Here is a 17,915-nt window from a genome sequence, read left to right as displayed (position 1 = left end):
GCGCAGTCTGCGCCGTTTTTTTATCTGCTCTCTGCCATGTGGCGCCGCCTGATCTACCACCCGGAAATCAACTACGCACTGCGACAAACGCTGGTGTTGTGCCTGCCGGTGCTGTTCGGCTTGTTGATAGGCCAGCTGCAGCTCGGCCTGATGTTCTCTCTGGTGCCCGCCTGCTGCAATATCGCCGGTCTGGACACGCCGCATAAGCGCTTCTTTAAACGGCTGATCGTCGGCGGCTCGCTGTTCGCCTTCAGCAGCGTGCTGCTGCAACAGGCACTGCTGTGGCACGTGCCGCTGCCGGCGCTGATGCTGGGCCTGGCGCTGCTGCTCGGCGTCACCGGTGAAATCAGCCCGCTGCACGCCCGGCTGTTGCCGGCGGCGCTGGTGGCCGCCATTTTCGCCCTCAGCACGGCCGGCACGGTACCCCTCTGGCAGGCGCCGCTGCTGTACGCGATCGGCACCGTCTGGTACGGCTTATTCACCTGGTTCTGGTTCAAGCTGTGGAAAGAACAGCCAATGCGCGAGACGCTCAGCCAGCTCTACCTGGAGCTGGCTGACTATTTCGAAGCCAAATACTCGTTGCTGACCCAGCACACCGATCCGCAAACCGCGCTGCCGCCGCTGCTGGTACGCCAACAAAAGGTGATGGATCTGATCAGCCTTTTATACCAACAGCTCAATTTCCTGCCGCATGCCAACAACCTCGAACAAAAGCGCCTGCAGCGCGCCTTTCAGGTGGCGATGGATCTGCAGGAGCACATCACCGTCAGCCTGCATCTGCCGGAGGAAGTGCAAAAACTGGTGGAGCAGAGCCAGGCCGAAGCGATCATTCGCCGCAACGCTCAAGTGATCGCCGGCCGGCTGCGCGTGGTGGCGCACGATATTCTCTACCATCAACATTCGAAGCGCTTCTCCATGAGCCACGAACTGGCGGCGCTGGAAAAAATGGCGGCGCAGCATCCCGATAACCCGGTCGGCCAGTTTTGTTATTACCACTTCAGCCGCATCGCTCGCCTGCTGCGCACCCAGCATCCGCTGTACCGCCGCGACCTGATGCCCGGCCAGCACCGCCTGCCGTTTTGGCCGGCGCTGGCCAGCTACCTGTCGTTCAAATCCACCGCCCTGCGCAACGCCGCGCGGCTGGGGGTGACGCTGGCGGTCGGCAGCAGCCTGGGTGCGGTCTTCAACCTGCCGAAGCCTTACTGGATCCTGCTCACCATCATGCTGGTGAGCCAAAACGGGTATAACGCCACCCGGGTGCGTATTCAGCACCGTGCGCTGGGCACGATTGCCGGGCTATTGCTGGCGGCCGGGCTGTTGCAGCTGCAGCTGCCGGAAGGAGAAACGCTGAGCATCATGCTGGTGATCACGCTGCTGGCCTACCTGGTTTCGCGCAAGAACTACGGGCTGTCGGTGATTGGCTTTACGGTCACGGCGGTTTACACCCTGCAGCTGCTGGCACTGAACGGCTCGCATTTTCTGGTGCCTCGTCTGATCGATACGCTGATAGGCTGCGTGCTGGCGTTCGGCGGCACCATTTGGCTGTGGCCGCAGTGGCAAAGCGGGCTGCTGCGCAAGAATGCCCATCAGGCGCTGGAGAACGATCAAGCCGCGCTGCGGCTGATGCTGAAGCAGCCGGAACCGGACGCCACCGCGTTGGCCTATACCCGCATGCAGGTCAACCAGGCGCACAACGCGCTGTTCACCTCGCTCAATCAGGCGATGCAGGAGCCGGGGTTCGCGTCGAATTATCTGGCGGACATGCGGCTGTGGGTCACGCACAGCCAGTTCATCGTCGAACACCTGAACGCCATGACCATTTTGGCGCGCGAGCACTACATGCTGACGCCGAAACTGGCGCAAGCCTATCTGCAAACCTGTGAAATTGCGCTGCAAAGCTGCCAGCAGCGGTTGGAATACGACGGCCCGAGCAGTGACAACAGCGGCATCATGCAGCCGCCGGATCTGCATCCGGACATGCCCGTCACCGAGATGGAACGTCATTTGCGGCGCATTTTGTCGCACCTGAGCGTGATGCACACCATTTCGTCGCTGGCCTGGCGCCAGCGCCCGCACCACGGCATCTGGCTCAAGCGCAAACTGCGCGATCAATAAGGGCGCGGCATGCCGCGCCCCGTTATTCGCCGCACGGGCTTCAGGCGTTGATCACATCCTGCACCGCCAGCTCGAACAGCACCATGCCGGCCTCGATGTCCTGCAGCTCCACCACCAGCGACGGCGCGAAACGAATCACGTTCGGCCCGGCATTGAGGATCATCAGCCCACGCGCGGCGGCGGCGGTGAGGAAATCGCGCGCTCTGCCGTGATAATGCGGCGTCAGCTCGGCGCCGAGCAGTAACCCCATGCCGCGAATGGCGGTGAAAATACCGTATTTATCGCCGATATCCTGCAAAGCCTGCACATACAGCGCGTGGCGCTGTTCGATGCCGCTCAGCACTTCCGGCGTATTGATCACATCCAACGCCGCCTCCGCCACCGCGCAGGCCAGCGGGTTGCCGCCGTAGGTAGTGCCGTGAGTGCCCACCTGCATCACCGACGCAATCTCTTCGGTGGTCAGCATGGCGCTCACCGGGAAGCCGCCGCCCAGCGCCTTGGCGGTGGTGAGAATGTCCGGCGTCACGCCATAATGCATATAGGCGAACAGCTTGCCGCTGCGCCCCATGCCGCTTTGCACTTCGTCGAACACCAGCAGCGCCTGATGTTGGTCGCACAGCTCGCGCACGCCTTTGAGGAAGCCGGCCTCGACCGGCGTAATGCCGCCCTCGCCCTGAATCGGCTCCATCACCACCGCGCAGGTGTGGTCGTCCATCACCGCTTTCACCGCCGCCAGATCGTTGAACGGCACGTGCACGATGTCGGCCGGCTTCGGCCCGAACCCGTCGGAATATTTGGCCTGCCCGCCCACCGACACGGTGAACAGCGTGCGGCCGTGGAACGCGTTATAGAAAGCGATGATTTTGGTTTTATAGGGGCTGTGGCGGGTGATGGCGTAATGACGCGCCAGTTTGAACGCCGCTTCGTTGGCCTCTGCGCCGGAGTTGGCGAAGAACACCCGGTCGGCGAAGGTGGCGTCGATCAGTTTGCTCGCCAGGCGCAGCGCCGGTTCATTGGTAAAGACGTTGCTGGTATGCCACAGAGTCTCACCCTGACGTTTGAGCGCCTCGACCAGCGCCGGATGGCAGTGCCCCAACGCCGTCACCGCGATGCCGCCGGAAAAATCGATGTACTCTTTTCCCTGCTGATCCCAGACCCGGCTGCCTTGGCCGCGCACCGGCACAAACTGGGCCGGTGCATAAACAGGCAGGATCACCTGGTCAAAGGTGCTGCGGCTCACTGCGGATTTTTCAGTCATTTTTCGGCTCCACCCTGAAGGTTTTTCAGCGCTATCGTAATGTCAGATTGAAAACATAATCACGAAATATGCATAAAAAACCAATCAAGCGCAAACGCAAAACGCCTCACGAGCGAAAAAAACGCATCGGGATTAACGGTTGAGGAAATTATCCAGCAGCTGATGGCCCTGCTCGCTGAGCACGCTTTCCGGATGGAACTGCACCCCTTCCAACGCCAAAGCGCGGTGGCGGATGCCCATGATCTCGTCGCGCACGCCGTCGCGTTCGCTCCAGGCGGTCACTTCAAAGCAGTCCGGTAGCGTATCGGCTTTCAGCACCAGCGAGTGGTAACGTGTCACGGTCAGCGGATCGCTCAGGCCACGGAACACGCCGACGCCGAGGTGGCGGATGGCCGAGGTTTTGCCGTGCATCACCGCGCGGGCGCGCACCACCTCGGCGCCGAACGCCTGCCCCAGCGCCTGGTGCCCCAGGCACACGCCAAGGATCGGCAGTTTGCCGGCGAAATGACGAATGGCGGCCAGCGAGATACCCGCTTCGTTCGGGGTGCAGGGGCCGGGGGAAATCACCAGATGCTGCGGCGCCAGCCGCTCGATATCGGCCAGCTGCAGCTCATCGTTGCGCTTCACCACCACCTCGGCGCCCAACTCGCAGAAGTACTGGTAAAGGTTATAGGTAAAGGAGTCGTAGTTATCGATCAGCAGCAGCATGTCAGGTCCGGCAGAGAAAAACGCCGCCATAGTTTACTGATTTAACCCGCCGCTGCCGACGATAATTTCCGCTTACTTTTTACGGCCGCCGGTGATCGAGCCCAGCACGCCGCGCAGGATCTGGCGGCCGAGATCGCGCGCCATGCTCTTGGCGGCGGTCTGGACGATGCCGTCGCGCTTGCCGCCGCGCGGGCCGGTGGAACCGAACAACAGCTCGTTCAAACCATCCATCAGGCCGCCGCCCGCCTGCTGTTGTTGCTGTTGCGTCTGCGGTTGTTGCCCCTGCTGCGGGGTGCCGATGGTGGCGAAACCGCCCGACGACAGCTTCTCGTAGGCGGACTCGCGGTCAATCATGTCTTCATAGCGGCCATACAGCGGCGACTTGTTAATCGCGCTGTTCAGCCCTTCCGCGCCGAGCATACCCATCTTGGATTCCGGCGCGATGACCATCGCCCGCTCCACCACGTTCGGCCGGCCCTTTTCGTCGAGGAATGACACCAGCGCTTCGCCCACGCCCAGCTCGGTGATCGCCGTTTCGGCATCGAAGGCCGGGTTGGCGCGCAGGGTTTGCGCCGCCGTCTTTACCGCCTTCTGATCGCGCGGGGTAAAGGCGCGCAGCGCATGCTGCACGCGGTTGCCCAACTGGCCCAGCACGCTGTCCGGGATGTCCAGCGGGTTCTGGGTGACGAAGTAAATGCCGACGCCTTTGGAGCGGATCAGACGCACCACCTGTTCAATCTTGGTCAGCAGCGCCGCCGGCGCATCGTTGAACAGCAGGTGCGCCTCATCGAAGAAGAACACCAGCTTCGGCTGTTCAGGGTCGCCCACTTCCGGCAGGTGCTCAAACAGCTCGGCCAGCAGCCACAGCAGGAACACCGAATACAGCTTCGGCTGATTGATTAGCTTGTCCGCCGCCAGCAGATTGATCACGCCGTGGCCGTTGGCGTCGGTTTTCATCAGATCGTTGATGTCCAGCATCGGCTCGCCGAAGAACTGGTTGGCCCCCTGCTCTTCCAGCGTCAACAACCCGCGCTGAATGGCGCCGATAGAGGCGGCAGAGATATTGCCGTACTGGGTTTGGAATTGTTTGGCGTTGTCGCCGACGAACTGCACCATGGCGCGCAGGTCTTTCATGTCCAGCAGCAGCAGCGCATTGTCATCAGCGATTTTGAACACCAGCTGCAGCACGCCGCTTTGCACCTCGTTCAGATCCAACAGGCGCCCCAGCAGCAACGGCCCGAGATCGGAAATGGTGGCGCGGATCGGGTGCCCCTTTTCACCGTAAATATCCCACGGGATAATGGTGCAGGCCTGCGGCTGCCAGTCGGTGACGCCAATCGCCGCCAGGCGCGCCTGCAGTTTTTCGGAAGGCACGCCCTCGGCGCCGATGCCGGACAGATCGCCCTTCACATCCGACAGGAACACCGGCACGCCGATGCGTGAGAACTGTTCGGCCATTTTCTGCAGCGTCACCGTCTTGCCGGTGCCGGTTGCCCCGGTGATCAAGCCGTGGCGGTTGGCCAACGCCGGCAAAATCACCAGATCCTGTTCCGGTTTTCCGTCTTTCATCGCCTTGGCGATAATCCGTGGTTCACTCATTTTCTGTTCCTTTGACGCTGACCGCGGCGCGAAACGCGCCTGTTGATGCAATAAAGCTATAAGCGCCGCGTAACCCCGTCAAGGACAAACAAAAAGGGCGCCGTCGGGACGCCCATGATGCCTGTCTTTTCAGAATCCCCCTAAGACCTGCGTCACCCCCGCAGCCCCAGTTGCTCCTTCAGCGCTTTCAAATAGCGCCGGCTGACCGGCACCGGATCGCCGGCGGACATGATCATCTCTGCCGCACCGCCCTCTTCGAAGCGGATCTCGCGCACCTGCTCCAGGTTGACCAGATATTGCCGATGGCAGCGCACCAGCGGCGTACGGCTTTCCAGCGTGCGCAGCGTCAATTCGGTGAAACACTCCATGCCGTCGCTGCGCACCACGAATACCCCGCTCAGCTTGGAACGGATCGCCAGCACTTCATCGAACCGCAGCAGATAGATGCGGCTGTGGCCGGTGCAGGGAATGTATTTCAGGTAACCGGCGCTCTCATCCAGCGCCGTCACGTCTTGCGGCGCACTGCGCTGCCGCAGGCGTTGCAGCGTCTTGCTCAACCGCGTCGGCTCCGCCGGCTTCAGCAGATAATCGAAGGCGTGCTCCTCAAATGCCTGCACCGCGTATTCGTCGTAGGCGGTCAGAAACACGATGTGCGGCATACGGTTGGGATCCAGCATGCCGACCATTTCCAGCCCGCTGATGCGTGGCATCTGGATATCGAGAAACACCACGTCCGGCTGCAGCCGATGGATCTGGCTGATGGCTTCGATGGCGTTGGCGCACTCGCCGATAATCGAGATCCCCGCTTCAGCTTCCAGCAGGTGGCGCAGGTTGTCGCGCGCGGAAGGTTCATCGTCAACAATCAGTGCGTTTAACATCAGGCTGCCCTCTCCATAGGGACATTAAGCGTAATGCGGGTGTAGGCGTCCGGCCGGCAATCCACCTGCACGCCATAGCCTTCGCCATAGCGCACGCGAATGCGTTTATCCACCAGGTTCATCCCCAGCCCGCTGCAGTTGGGTTTCGGCTGGAACAGCCCGGCGTTGTCCGTCACCTGCAACAGCAGATGCTCGCCTTCGCAGCAGGCGCCGATTTCGATACGGCCCACGCCCAACAGATGCGAGGTGCCATGCTTGATGGCATTCTCGACGATCGGCTGCAGCGAAAACGCCGGCAGCCGCGCCGCCAGCAGCGACTCCGGCAGCGATACCGCAATCTCCAGCCGATCGGCGAAGCGCGCTTTCTCTATCTGCAGGTAGGCGTTCACATGTTCAATTTCGTCCGCCAGGCTGACTTCGTCATCCGAACGTTTGAGGTTTTTACGAAAGAAGGTCGAGAGGGACTGCACCAGATCGCAGGCGCGCTCGCCATCGCGGCGGATCACCGCCACCAGGGTATTCAAGGCATTGAACAGGAAATGCGGATTGACCTGCGCATGCAGCAGCTTGATCTCCGACTGTGCCAGCAGCTGCTTGTGGCGCTCGTACTGTCCGGCCATGATCTGCGCCGACAGCAGGCTGGCGATGCCTTCGCCCAGCGTACGGTTGATGGTGCTAAACAGCTGGCTTTTCGGTTCATACAGCTTGATGGTACCGATGACCCGCTGGTTTTCGCCGCGCAGCGGGATCACCAGCGTCGATCCCAGCTTGCAGGCCGGATTGATCGAGCAGCAGTAAGAGAGCTGGTTGCCGTCGGCGTACACCACCTCGTTGTTGTCGATAGCGCGATGCGAATGCACCGAGGCGATCGGCGTGCCCGGCAGGTGGTGATCGTCACCGATGCCGATAAACGCCAGCAGCTTGTCGCGATCGGTGATCGCCACCGCGCCGATGCCCAACTCCTGATAAATCACCCGGGCGACCTTCATGCTGTTTTCCTGATCGAACCCCTGCCGCAGAATGCCCTCGGTGCGCTCGGCGATCTTCAACGCCTTGGACGAAAAGGCGCTGGTGTACTTCTCGAACATCGCGCGCCTGTCCAGCAGGATTTGCATAAACATCGCCGCGCCGACGGTATTGGCGATCATCATCGGCAGCGCGATGTGTTCCACCAGCTGCAACGCCTCGTTATAAGGGCGCGCCACCGCCAGAATGATCGCCATCTGCAGCACCTCAGCCACCAGCGCCACGCCGCCGACGAACAGCGGATTGAACAGCAGCTCGATGCGCCCCCGGCGCATGGCGATGCTGTGTACGATGCCGCCGACCAGCCCTTCGGACACCGTGGAGATCGCGCAGGCCACGTCGGTCATGCCGCCGAGCGTATACCGGTGCAGGCCGCCGGTCAGCCCGACCAGAAAGCCCACCGACGGCCCGCCCAGCAGCCCGCCCAGGACCGCGCCTATCGCACGGGTGTTGGCGATCGAATCCTGAATATGCAGCCCGAAGTAGGTGCCCATGATGCAGAACACCGAGAAGATCACGTAGCACAGCAGCTTGTGCGGCAAGCGAATGGTCACCTGCATCAGCGGAATGAACAGCGGGGTTTTGCTCAGCAGATAGGCGATAACGAGATAGACGCACATCTGCTGCAACAGCAACAGCACCTGGTTAAATTCATACATGGCAGCAACTCATCCAGAGACAACAAAGGGCGAACGCCGGATTTCCGGTCTGGTTATTGTCTGCCGATTAGAGCATGGGGCGCGGGAGAAAACAGTGATGAAGGCAAGGCTTCGGGAGGAAGGACGGCCGACCCCGGCGGGATCGGCCAAAAAACTTACGGCAGCACCTTGGCCGACAGAATCACCACCGGTTTGGTCGGCACATTCTGGTAAGGGCCGACGTTGCCGGTCGGCACCTGAGCGATCTTGTCCACCACGTCCATGCCTTTCACCACTTTGCCGAACACCGCGTAGCCGAAGTCACGCTGGCCGTGATCCAGGAAGGCGTTATCCGCCACGTTCAGGAAGAACTGGCTGGTGGCGCTGTCCTTGTCGGCGGTGCGCGCCATCGAAATGGTGCCGCGCAGGTTGCGCAGGCCGTTGTCGGCTTCGTTCTTGATCGGCGCCTTGGTGGATTTTTGCTGCATGTCAGCGGTGAAACCGCCGCCCTGGATCATAAAGCCCGGGATCACGCGGTGGAAAATGGTGTTGTTATAGTACCCGCTGTTCACGTAATCGACGAAGTTCTGGGTGGAAACCGGTGCCTTCTGGCTGTCGAGCGCCAATTCGATATTCCCCGCCGAGGTCGTCAGCATGACATGGGTCTCACCGGCGGCGAGTGCGGCTGGTGCCACTGCGGACAGGGAACACAGCGCGACGAAGGTCACTAAAGTACGTTTGAACATTAACGGATCCTTTCTCTGAGAGACAAACAACGGAAAAGCGCTTTGATTCTAAAGAGCTGTATCGGCAAGTGCCAGCCATTTACCTATATTTACCCAATTACGGGACATATCCTAGGCGGCCCTGAATTTTGCTGCGGAAAGTATGGGCGCAGAAGGCTTTTTTGCCAACCGCATCACGCATTTTTTGCCCCGTGCCGCCCTGGGGCGGTTTTTGCGATCTGCCTCCCAGTTTGCACACGCATTGTCGTTACTCTATATAAATGAGAGCGCTCTCATTATAAAAAGAACGGATATTGAAGCATCCCACGGCGGCATCGCCGCGCAACCCCTGGAGAAATGACGTGAGTGAATTGATGACTGAAGTCAGCCCCGAGTTTGAAAGCACCATCATGGAACTGCTGGTGTTCTCCGGCAGCGCGCGCAGCAATGCGTTGATGGCGTTGCGACAAGCGCGCGCCGGCGACTTCGCCGCCGCGGCCAAACACATGGCCGAATCCAAAGAGTGGGTGAAGAAAGCGCACCTGATCCAGACCGAGCTGATCGGCCTGGACGAAGGCTGCGGCAAGCTGGCGATCAATCTGATCACCGTGCATGCGCAGGATCATCTGATGAACGCCATGGTGATCCAGGATCTGGCCGACGACATGATCGAGCTCTATCGCCGTCAGTCGCTGGCGGAGGGCCGCCCATGAGCACGCTCAAAATCGCCGTGATCGGCGGCGGCAGCAGCTACACTCCCGAGCTGGTCGATGGGCTGATCCAGCGCATCGAGGAGCTGCCGCTCACCGAACTGGCGCTGGTGGACGTCGAGCCAGGCCGCCAAAAAGTGGAAACCATCGCCGCCCTGACGCGCCGCATGCTGGCGCGCCACGGGCTGGAACAGGTGAAGGTCAGCGTGCACTTCACGCTGGACGACGCCATTCGCGGCGCCGCTTTCGTGCTGACCCAGTTCCGCGTCGGGCAACTGCCGGCGCGCGCCGCCGACGAACGGCTGGGCCTCAAATACCAGCTGCTCGGCCAGGAGACCACCGGCGTCGGCGGCTTCGCCAAAGCGCTGCGCACCATTCCGGTGATGCTGGATATTGCCCACCGGGTGGAAAAGCTGGCGCCGGACGCCTGGATCATCAACTTCACCAACCCGGCCGGTATCGTCACCGAGGCGGTGTCTCGCTTTACCAAAGCGAAGATCATCGGCCTGTGCAACGTGCCGATCAGCATGCATCACATGATCGCCAACATGCTGCAGGCGCCTTACGCCGACGTGCAGCTGCGGTTCGCCGGTTTGAACCACATGGTCTGGGTGCATCAGGTCACGCAGCAGGGGCGCGACGTCACCGCCAAGGTGATCGACATGCTGTGCGACGGCGCGGCGCTGACCATGAACAACATCAAGGAAGAGCCCTGGCAGCCGGACTTCCTGCGCGCGCTCGGCGCGATCCCCTGCCCGTACCACCGCTATTTTTACCAGACCCGCGAGATGCTGGCGGAAGAGATGGCCGCCGCCGGCGAGCGCGGCACCCGCGCCGAGCAGGTGATGCAGGTAGAAAAAGAGCTGTTCGAGCTGTATGCCGATCCGCAGTTGAACAGTAAGCCAGAGCAGCTCAGCTTCCGCGGCGGTTCTTTCTATTCCGAAGTTGCGCTGGAGCTGATCCGTGCTATCCATAATAATCTCGGCACGCAATTAGTGGTCAACACCGCAAACCGCGGCGCAATCCATGGCCTGCCGGACGATGCTGTGATAGAAATCAACTGTATCGTCGATGCCCAAGGCGCGCATCCACTGACTTTCGGCCCGCTGTCGGAACCGATGCAGGCGCTGACGCAGCAGGTGAAAGCCTACGAACGCCTGACCATCGAGGCCGCGGTGCACGGCGATCGCCGCAGCGGCTTGCTGGCGCTGATCGCCAACCCGCTGGTGGGCAACGCCAACCTGGCGCAGCCGTTGCTGGACGAGGTGTTGACGATAAACGCGCCGTATTTGCCGCAGTTCAGGTAAGCGCCTGCGCGCGGTATGACAGGGGTTCGGCGCGCCGAACCCATTTTTTTAGCCGTAATCAGGAGTTGGACGATGGTGACACTGGAAGATGTCGCGGCGCTGGCGGGCGTATCGCGCGCCACCGTATCGCGGGTAGTGAACGGCGACAGCAACGTCAAGGCGCCGACCCGCGAGAAGGTTGAACGCGCCGTCGCCCAGCTCGGTTACACCCCCAATCCGGCAGCCCGCGCGCTCGCCTCCAGCCACAGCAATACCCTCGGGCTGGTGACCACGTCGTATCGCGGTGGCTTCTTCGGCGCGCTGATGGACTTCGTGCAAACCGAGGCCGAATCCCACGGCAAGCAGCTGCTGGTGACCCAGGGCCGCAACAGCGCCGAAAACGAATGGCAGGCGGTGCAGCGGCTGTTCAGCCTGCGCTGCGACGGCGTGATCCTGCACGTGCGTTTTCTCAGCGACGATCGGCTGCGCCAGCTGGCGGCGGAGCAACGTCATTTCGTGTTGCTCGATCGGCTGGTGCCAGGGCTGGAAGACCGCTGCGTCACCTTCGATCATCCGCTCGCCAGCCGCATGGCGACGCAGCAGTTGCTCGATGCCGGGCACCGGCGCATCGCCTGCATCAGCGGGCCGCGCGAGCGGCCGTCGAGCCGCCTGCGGCTGCAAGGGTTTGAAGAGGCGATGCAGGCGGCGAATATCGAGCCGGTGGCCTGTCTGGAGGGCGTTTACGATCTGGAAAGCGGTTACCGCTGCGCCGATCGCCTGCTGCAGCAAGCCGCACGGCCCAGCGCCATCTACTGCTGCAACGAAGAGATGGCGATCGGCGCGCTGCTGGCGATCAACGAGCACCGCCTGCGGGTGCCGCAGGATATCTCCTTGATCTGTTACGACAGCGGCGAACGCGCGCCTTTTGTACGCCCGGCGTTGAGCAGCGTACATTTTCCCATCAGCGAGATGGCCCAATACGCGGCGCGCAGGCTGATCGACCCCACCACGCCGGCGCACCAATTTGAGCCGACGATCGTCAACCGTGATTCCATTGTGACGGTACGCAAATAGATCACAATAATGCGTACCCTCCCTTCATAGGTTGCATCAAAAAATCGACAACCATCACAAAAAATCCCGTTGTCTGTGCTAGGATCCGCCCCCTGGTGGCCTGATCGGGACTTTTTTCTGCGTTTGCCAGGAAAAGCCAGCGGCCTTATGCCAGCGTTAAAACCTCTAACAGACATATTCAGGCCTATACAATGAATGACAGTAACCGCATACGGCTTACCTGGATCAGCTTCTTTTCGTACGCGCTGACCGGTGCTTTAGTGATCGTCACAGGGATGGTGATGGGAAACATTGCAGAGTACTTTAATCTGCCGGTTTCCAGCATGAGTAACACCTTTACTTTCCTCAACGCCGGTATTTTGATTTCGATCTTCCTCAATGCCTGGCTGATGGAAATCATCCCGCTGAAGCGTCAGCTGATCTTCGGCTTTGTCCTGATGGTGCTGGCGGTCGCAGGGCTGATGCTCGGCAAGAGCCTGACCATGTTCTCGCTGTGCATGTTTATCCTTGGCGTGGTTAGCGGTATCACCATGTCGATCGGCACCTTCCTGATCACCCATATGTATGCCGGCCGCCAGCGCGGTTCGCGCCTGTTGTTCACCGATTCCTTCTTCAGCATGGCCGGGATGATCTTCCCGATCGTCGCCGCGATGCTGCTGGCTCGCCATATCGGCTGGTACTGGGTTTATGCCTGCATCGGCCTGCTGTACGTGGCGATCTTCGTGCTGACCCTGTGCTCCGAATTCCCGGTGCTGGGCAAGAAAGGCGCCGATGCCGGTCAACCGGTCGAGAAAGAAAAATGGGGCATCGGCGTGCTGTTCCTGTCGATCGCCGCGCTGTGCTACATCCTCGGCCAGCTGGGCTTCATTCAGTGGGTGCCTGAGTACGCCACCAAGTCGTTCAACATGGACATCGGCCAGGCCGGTAAGCTGGTGAGCGACTTCTGGACCTCTTACATGGTCGGCATGTGGGTGTTCAGCTTCATCCTGCGCTTCTTCGATCTGCAGCGCATCGTTACCGTACTGGCCGCGCTGGCTACCGGTGCGATGTACCTGTTCGTCAGCACCGACAATCCGGAACACCTGGGCTACTACATCATGGCCCTGGGCTTCGTTTCCAGCGCCATCTATACCACGTTGATCACCCTCGGCTCGCTGCAGACCAAGGTCTCCTCGCCGAAACTGGTCAACTTTATCCTGACCTGCGGCACCATCGGCACCATGCTGACCTTCGTGGTCACCGGCCCGATCGTGGCGAAAGGCGGCGCGCACGCGGCGCTGACCACCGCCAACGGCCTGTACCTGGCGGTATTCGTGATGTGTCTGCTGCTGGGCTTCGTGACCAAGCACCGCAGCCACGGCCACGTGACGCACTGATTTCTTCGCATCAAATACATCAAGGGCGCCCGCAAGGCGCCCTTTTTTGCGCCTTAGCGCCGAAAATCCACCGTCTCATCCTGCTGCAAATGCAGCGTGGTTTCCGCCGGCCGCGTTTCGGCGATCACCGCCCCCTGGCGAATCGAATAACGCACCGGCGTCTGGCGGCGCACCGCGTCGAAACCGCTTTCCGCCGGCAGGATCACCAGGTTGGCGCTGTTGCCGGCCACCAGGCCATAGTCGCTGAGGTTAAGGGTGCGCGCACTGTGGTGGGTGATCAGCTTCAGCCCATCGTCGATCTGGCCATAGCCCATCAGCTGGCACACGTGCAGCCCCATATGCAGCACCTGCAGCATGTTGGCGGTGCCGAGCGGATACCAGGGATCGAACACGTCGTCGTGGCCAAAGCAGACGTTGATCTCCGCTTCCAGCATCTCCTTCACCCGCGTCACGCCGCGCCGTTTCGGGTAGCTGTCGAAACGCCCCTGCAGGTGAATGTTCACCAGCGGATTGGCGACAAAGTTGATGCCGGACATTTTCAGCAGACGGAACAGCCGCGAGGCGTAAGCGCCGTTGTAAGAGTGCATCGCCGTGGTGTGGCTGGCGGTGACTTTCGCCCCCATCTCCAGCTTCAGCGCCAGCGCCGCCACGGTTTCGACGAAGCGCGATTGCTCGTCGTCTATCTCGTCGCAGTGCACATCCACCAGCCGATCGTATTTTTGCGCCAGCGCGAACGCCTTATGCAGCGACTCCACACCGTATTCGCGGGTGAATTCGAAGTGCGGAATGGCGCCCACCACGTCGGCCCCCAGCCGCAGCGCCTCTTCAAGCAGCGCTTCGCCGTTGGGATAAGAGAGGATCCCCTCCTGCGGGAAGGCGACGATCTGCAGCGTCACCCAAGGCGCCACCTCCTGTTTCACCTCCAGCATGGCGCGCAGCGCGGTCAGCGTGGGATCGGAAACGTCGACGTGGGTGCGCACATACTGCACGCCGTTGGCGATCTGCCACTTGAGCGTTTGCCAGGCGCGCTGCTTGACGTCTTCATGAGTCAACAGCGCCTTGCGTTCGGCCCAGCGCTCAATGCCCTCGAACAGCGTGCCGGACTGGTTCCAGGCCGGCTGACCGGCGGTTTGCGTGGTATCCAGGTGAATATGCGGTTCGACGAACGCCGGCAGCGCCAGCCCGCCCTGCGCATCCAACACGTCGCTGCGCCACTCCAGCCCTTCCGGTTGCGGCACCAGATGCGCGATGCGCCCCTGCTCGATCGCCAGTTGCCACAACCCTTCATGCCCGCTTAAACGCAGGTTATCGATAAACTTCAATGGACGTTTCGCCACCCTTCACCTCTGCCGTTGCGCTGGTTTTCTTCATCATACTGGCAGCGGATCGCGCTGACAAAGTCACCGTTTCATGCCTACCCCCTGCGTTTACTCCCTGCGGGGTAATTTGCATGCAAACTGACTCGCTTCAGCTAAAGGTGAATAAAATCCGCAACTTATCAAAAAACGTGAAAAATCATCTATATACCACGTTAGAGGTATATGAGAGTGTGATTGATTTGCATCAATAAATTGCCCCTCGGGAGAGATAAGGTAAGCCTAGGAAACCCGAATTTTGAGGCAATAATGAGCAGAGTCAAACTTGCCGTCGTCGGCAATGGCATGGTCGGCCACCGGTTCATCGAAGATCTGTTGGATAAAGCAGACAAAGACCAATTCGACATCACCGTATTTTGCGAAGAGCCGCGCATCGCTTACGATCGCGTGCACCTTTCCTCCTACTTCTCGCACCACACCGCCGAAGAGCTGTCGCTGGTGCGCGAAGGCTTTTACGAAAAACACGGCGTGAAGGTGCTGATCGGCGAGCGCGCTATCACCATCAATCGCGACGAGAAGGTCATCCACTCCAACACCGGCCGCACCGTTTATTACGACAAGCTGATCATGGCCACCGGCTCTTACCCGTGGATCCCGCCGATTAAAGGCTCGGATAGCCAGGACTGCTTCGTTTACCGCACCATCGAAGACCTGAATGCCATCGAAGCCTGCGCGCGCCGCAGCAAGCGCGGCGCGGTAGTCGGCGGCGGGCTGCTGGGGCTGGAAGCCGCCGGCGCGCTGAAAAGCCTGGGGGTGGAAACGCACGTGATCGAGTTCGCTCCGGTGCTGATGGCCGAACAGCTCGACCCGATGGGCGGTGACCAGCTGCGCCGCAAGATCGAGCGCATGGGCGTCAAGGTACACACCGGCAAAAATACCCAGGAGATCGTCAACGGCGGCGGCACGGCGCGCAAAACCCTGCATTTCGCCGACGGTAGCCTACTGGAAGTGGATTTCATCGTGTTCTCCACCGGCATCCGCGCCCAGGACAAGCTGGCGCGCCAGTGCGGGCTGGAGATTGGCCGCCGCGGTGGCATCGCCATCAACGACAGCTGCCAGACGTCGGATCCGGATGTGTACGCCATCGGGGAGTGTGCCGCCTGGCGCGATCGCACCTTCGGCCTGGTGGCGCCGGGTTACAAAATGGCGCAGGTGGCCGCCGATCACCTGCTGAACCGCGAAAACGGCTTCCAGGGTGCCGACATGAGCGCCAAGCTGAAGCTGCTGGGCGTAGACGTCGGCGGCATCGGCGATGCCCACGGCCGCACCGAGGGCGCCCGCAGCTACGTCTATCTGGATGAAAGCAAAGAAGTCTACAAACGCCTCATCGTCAGCGCCGACAACAAAACCCTGCTCGGCGCGGTGCTGGTGGGCGACACCAGCGATTATGGCAACCTGCTGCAGCTTGCATTGAACGGCATCGCGCTGCCGGAAAACCCGGACGGCCTGATCCTGCCGGCCCATGCGGGCAGCAAACCGGCCATCGGCGTGGATTCGCTGCCGGAAAGCGCGCAGATCTGCTCCTGCTTCGACGTCAGCAAAGGCGACATCATTCAGGCGGTCAACAAAGGTTGCCACACCGTGGCGGCGCTGAAGGCCGAAACCAAGGCCGGCACCGGCTGCGGCGGCTGCATCCCGCTGCTTACCCAGGTGTTGAACGCCGAGCTGAGCAAGCAAGGCATCGAGGTCAACCACCACCTGTGCGAACACTTCGCCTATTCGCGCCAGGAGCTGTTCCACCTGATCCGCGTCGAAGGCATCAAGTCGTTCGAGGCGCTGCTGACCAAATACGGCAAAGGCTACGGCTGCGAAGTCTGTAAGCCAACCGTCGGCTCGTTGCTGGCTTCTTGCTGGAACGAGTACATCCTCAAGCCGCAGCATACGCCGCTGCAGGATACCAACGACAACTTCCTCGGCAATATCCAGAAAGACGGCACCTACTCGGTGATCCCGCGCTCCGCCGGCGGCGAAATCACCCCGGACGGCCTGCTGGCCATCGGCCAAATCGCCAAGGAGTACAACCTCTACACCAAAATGACCGGCTCGCAGCGCATCGGCATGTTCGGCGCGCAGAAAGACGACCTGCCGGCCATCTGGCGCAAGCTGCTCGCCGCCGGCTTTGAAACCGGGCACGCATACGCCAAGGCGCTGCGCATGGCGAAAACCTGCGTCGGCAGCACCTGGTGCCGCTATGGCGTCGGCGACAGCGTCGGCTTCGGCGTCACGCTGGAACACCGTTACAAAGGCATCCGCACCCCACACAAAATGAAGTTCGGCGTCTCAGGCTGCACCCGTGAATGCGCCGAAGCGCAGGGCAAGGATGTCGGCATCATCGCCACCGAGAACGGCTGGAACCTGTATGTCTGCGGCAACGGCGGCATGAAGCCGCGCCACGCCGATCTGCTGGCCGCCGATCTCGATCGCGAGACCCTGGTGCGCTACCTCGACCGCTTCATGATGTTCTATATCCGCACCGCCGATAAGCTGCAGCGCACCTCGGTGTGGCTGGAGAGCCTGGAAGGCGGCATCGATTACCTGCGCAAAGTGATCGTCGACGACAAGCTCGGCATCAACGCGCAGTTGGAAGCCGAGATCGCCCGCCTGCGCGACGCGGTGGTCTGCGAATGGAAAGAGACCGTCGAGCACCCGGAAACGCAGCTGCGCTTCGCCCACTTCATCAACAGCCCGCTGCGCGATCCGAACGTGCAGGTGGTGGCCGAACGCGACCAGCACCGCCCGGCGCGTCCGGACGAGCGCATTCCCGTCACCCTGATCGATACCGAGGAGAGTCACGCATGAGCCAGTGGATTACCGTTTGTCCCGTCGCCGACATTCTGCCCGGCACCGGCGTGTGCGCCCTGATCGGCGATCGGCAGGTGGCGGTGTTCCGCCCCTATGCCGACGAACAGGTGTTCGCCATCAGCAATATCGACCCGTTCGCCCAGGCCAGCGTGCTGTCGCGCGGCCTCATCGCCGAACATCAGGGCGAATTGTGGGTCGCCAGCCCGCTGAAGAAACAGCGTTTCCGCCTGTACGACGGCCACTGCCTGGAAGATGACAGCCGCTCCGTCGCCAGCTTCACCAGCCGGGTGGTCGACGGCATCGTGCAAGTCGCGGCATAACCTTTCGGGGGCGCATCCCGCCCC

At 61.2% G+C, this 17,915-nt stretch carries 14 protein-coding genes; 7 read left to right on the top strand and 7 right to left on the bottom strand.

The features are described 5' to 3' along the window. The first annotated feature begins 36 nt into the window (after positions 1–36). Positions 37–2,115 (top strand): YccS/YhfK family putative transporter, encoded by a 2,079-nt coding sequence (locus ACJ8PN_RS22750; protein ID WP_033631934.1) that lies wholly within the window; start codon positions 37–39, stop codon positions 2,113–2,115. 40 nt (positions 2,116–2,155) lie between these two features. On the opposite strand, the gene argD is transcribed toward ACJ8PN_RS22750, so the two are convergent. The 6 genes from argD to ppiA form a co-directional block, all read right to left on the bottom strand. Beyond that, the gene (gene argD, locus ACJ8PN_RS22745; RefSeq protein WP_171454871.1) at positions 2,156–3,373 is read right to left on the bottom strand and encodes a bifunctional acetylornithine/succinyldiaminopimelate transaminase; all 1,218 of its coding nucleotides are present in this window, start codon (positions 3,371–3,373) and stop codon (positions 2,156–2,158) included. 132 nt (positions 3,374–3,505) lie between these two features. Continuing rightward, entirely contained in the window at positions 3,506–4,081 is a 576-nt protein-coding gene (locus ACJ8PN_RS22740) for an aminodeoxychorismate synthase component II (protein ID WP_015379285.1), read from the bottom strand. 72 nt (positions 4,082–4,153) lie between these two features. Then, positions 4,154–5,680 carry a helicase HerA-like domain-containing protein gene (locus tag ACJ8PN_RS22735; RefSeq protein ID WP_004930359.1) on the bottom strand — a complete coding sequence of 509 codons (1,527 nt, stop codon included), beginning with the start codon at positions 5,678–5,680 and terminating at the stop codon, positions 4,154–4,156. A 152-nt stretch (positions 5,681–5,832) separates the two neighbouring features. After that, positions 5,833–6,558 carry a two-component system response regulator BtsR gene (gene btsR, locus ACJ8PN_RS22730; RefSeq protein WP_004930351.1) on the bottom strand — a complete coding sequence of 242 codons (726 nt, stop codon included), beginning with the start codon at positions 6,556–6,558 and terminating at the stop codon, positions 5,833–5,835. Then, positions 6,558–8,243, bottom strand: a complete 1,686-nt coding sequence (locus ACJ8PN_RS22725; protein WP_171454872.1) for a sensor histidine kinase — start codon at positions 8,241–8,243, stop codon at positions 6,558–6,560. The genes btsR and ACJ8PN_RS22725 overlap by 1 nt, the downstream gene beginning before the upstream one ends. 155 nt (positions 8,244–8,398) lie before the next feature. Next, entirely contained in the window at positions 8,399–8,968 is a 570-nt protein-coding gene (ppiA, locus tag ACJ8PN_RS22720; protein WP_015379288.1) for a peptidylprolyl isomerase A, read from the bottom strand. A gap of 353 nt (positions 8,969–9,321) precedes the next feature. Here ppiA and ACJ8PN_RS22715 point away from each other — a divergent pair, with 353 nt between their 5' ends. The 4 genes from ACJ8PN_RS22715 to tsgA all read left to right on the top strand — a co-directional run bounded on the left by ACJ8PN_RS22715 (position 9,322) and on the right by tsgA (position 13,393). Then, positions 9,322–9,660, top strand: a complete 339-nt coding sequence (locus tag ACJ8PN_RS22715; protein WP_171455118.1) for a PTS lactose/cellobiose transporter subunit IIA — start codon at positions 9,322–9,324, stop codon at positions 9,658–9,660. After that, positions 9,657–10,964, top strand: a complete 1,308-nt coding sequence (locus tag ACJ8PN_RS22710; RefSeq protein WP_171454873.1) for a 6-phospho-beta-glucosidase — start codon at positions 9,657–9,659, stop codon at positions 10,962–10,964. The genes ACJ8PN_RS22715 and ACJ8PN_RS22710 overlap by 4 nt, the downstream gene beginning before the upstream one ends. A 72-nt stretch (positions 10,965–11,036) precedes the next feature. After that, positions 11,037–12,017 (top strand): LacI family DNA-binding transcriptional regulator, encoded by a 981-nt coding sequence (locus ACJ8PN_RS22705; RefSeq protein WP_004930339.1) that lies wholly within the window; start codon positions 11,037–11,039, stop codon positions 12,015–12,017. 191 nt (positions 12,018–12,208) lie between these two features. After that, the gene (tsgA, locus tag ACJ8PN_RS22700) at positions 12,209–13,393 is read left to right on the top strand and encodes an MFS transporter TsgA (protein WP_004930336.1); all 1,185 of its coding nucleotides are present in this window, start codon (positions 12,209–12,211) and stop codon (positions 13,391–13,393) included. Between the two features lie 53 nt (positions 13,394–13,446). Here the strand turns inward: tsgA and ACJ8PN_RS22695 are convergent, their stop codons facing one another. After that, positions 13,447–14,715: a cytosine deaminase gene (locus ACJ8PN_RS22695; protein WP_442535238.1), complete on the bottom strand. Its 1,269-nt coding sequence runs from the start codon at positions 14,713–14,715 to the stop codon at positions 13,447–13,449. Positions 14,716–15,018: 303 nt separating this feature from the next. Between ACJ8PN_RS22695 and nirB the strand changes: the two genes are divergently transcribed. Continuing rightward, positions 15,019–17,568: a nitrite reductase large subunit NirB gene (gene nirB / locus ACJ8PN_RS22690; protein ID WP_082997493.1), complete on the top strand. Its 2,550-nt coding sequence runs from the start codon at positions 15,019–15,021 to the stop codon at positions 17,566–17,568. Then, positions 17,565–17,891, top strand: coding sequence for a nitrite reductase small subunit NirD (gene nirD / locus ACJ8PN_RS22685; protein WP_015379293.1), 327 nt, complete (start codon positions 17,565–17,567; stop codon positions 17,889–17,891). The genes nirB and nirD overlap by 4 nt, the downstream gene beginning before the upstream one ends. Positions 17,892–17,915 lie beyond the last annotated feature (24 nt).

This window comes from Serratia sp. CY76391 (assembly GCF_052166695.1).
In the GTDB taxonomy this organism is placed as follows: domain Bacteria; phylum Pseudomonadota; class Gammaproteobacteria; order Enterobacterales; family Enterobacteriaceae; genus Serratia; species Serratia nematodiphila.
Note: the sequence above shows the minus strand (reverse complement) of the source record. Positions and strands in the feature narration are given on the sequence as shown.

Coding starts and splice junctions, on each gene's coding strand:
- ACJ8PN_RS22740 (WP_015379285.1), bottom strand. CDS start 4,081: ATGCTGCTGCTGATCGATAACTACGACTCCTTTACCTATAACCTTTAC.
- ACJ8PN_RS22715 (WP_171455118.1), top strand. CDS start 9,322: ATGACTGAAGTCAGCCCCGAGTTTGAAAGCACCATCATGGAACTGCTG.
- nirB (WP_082997493.1), top strand. CDS start 15,019: ATGAGCAGAGTCAAACTTGCCGTCGTCGGCAATGGCATGGTCGGCCAC.
- tsgA (WP_004930336.1), top strand. CDS start 12,209: ATGAATGACAGTAACCGCATACGGCTTACCTGGATCAGCTTCTTTTCG.
- nirD (WP_015379293.1), top strand. CDS start 17,565: ATGAGCCAGTGGATTACCGTTTGTCCCGTCGCCGACATTCTGCCCGGC.
- ACJ8PN_RS22725 (WP_171454872.1), bottom strand. CDS start 8,243: ATGTATGAATTTAACCAGGTGCTGTTGCTGTTGCAGCAGATGTGCGTC.
- ppiA (WP_015379288.1), bottom strand. CDS start 8,968: ATGTTCAAACGTACTTTAGTGACCTTCGTCGCGCTGTGTTCCCTGTCC.
- ACJ8PN_RS22705 (WP_004930339.1), top strand. CDS start 11,037: ATGGTGACACTGGAAGATGTCGCGGCGCTGGCGGGCGTATCGCGCGCC.
- btsR (WP_004930351.1), bottom strand. CDS start 6,558: ATGTTAAACGCACTGATTGTTGACGATGAACCTTCCGCGCGCGACAAC.
- ACJ8PN_RS22735 (WP_004930359.1), bottom strand. CDS start 5,680: ATGAGTGAACCACGGATTATCGCCAAGGCGATGAAAGACGGAAAACCG.
- argD (WP_171454871.1), bottom strand. CDS start 3,373: ATGACTGAAAAATCCGCAGTGAGCCGCAGCACCTTTGACCAGGTGATC.
- ACJ8PN_RS22750 (WP_033631934.1), top strand. CDS start 37: ATGTGGCGCCGCCTGATCTACCACCCGGAAATCAACTACGCACTGCGA.
- ACJ8PN_RS22710 (WP_171454873.1), top strand. CDS start 9,657: ATGAGCACGCTCAAAATCGCCGTGATCGGCGGCGGCAGCAGCTACACT.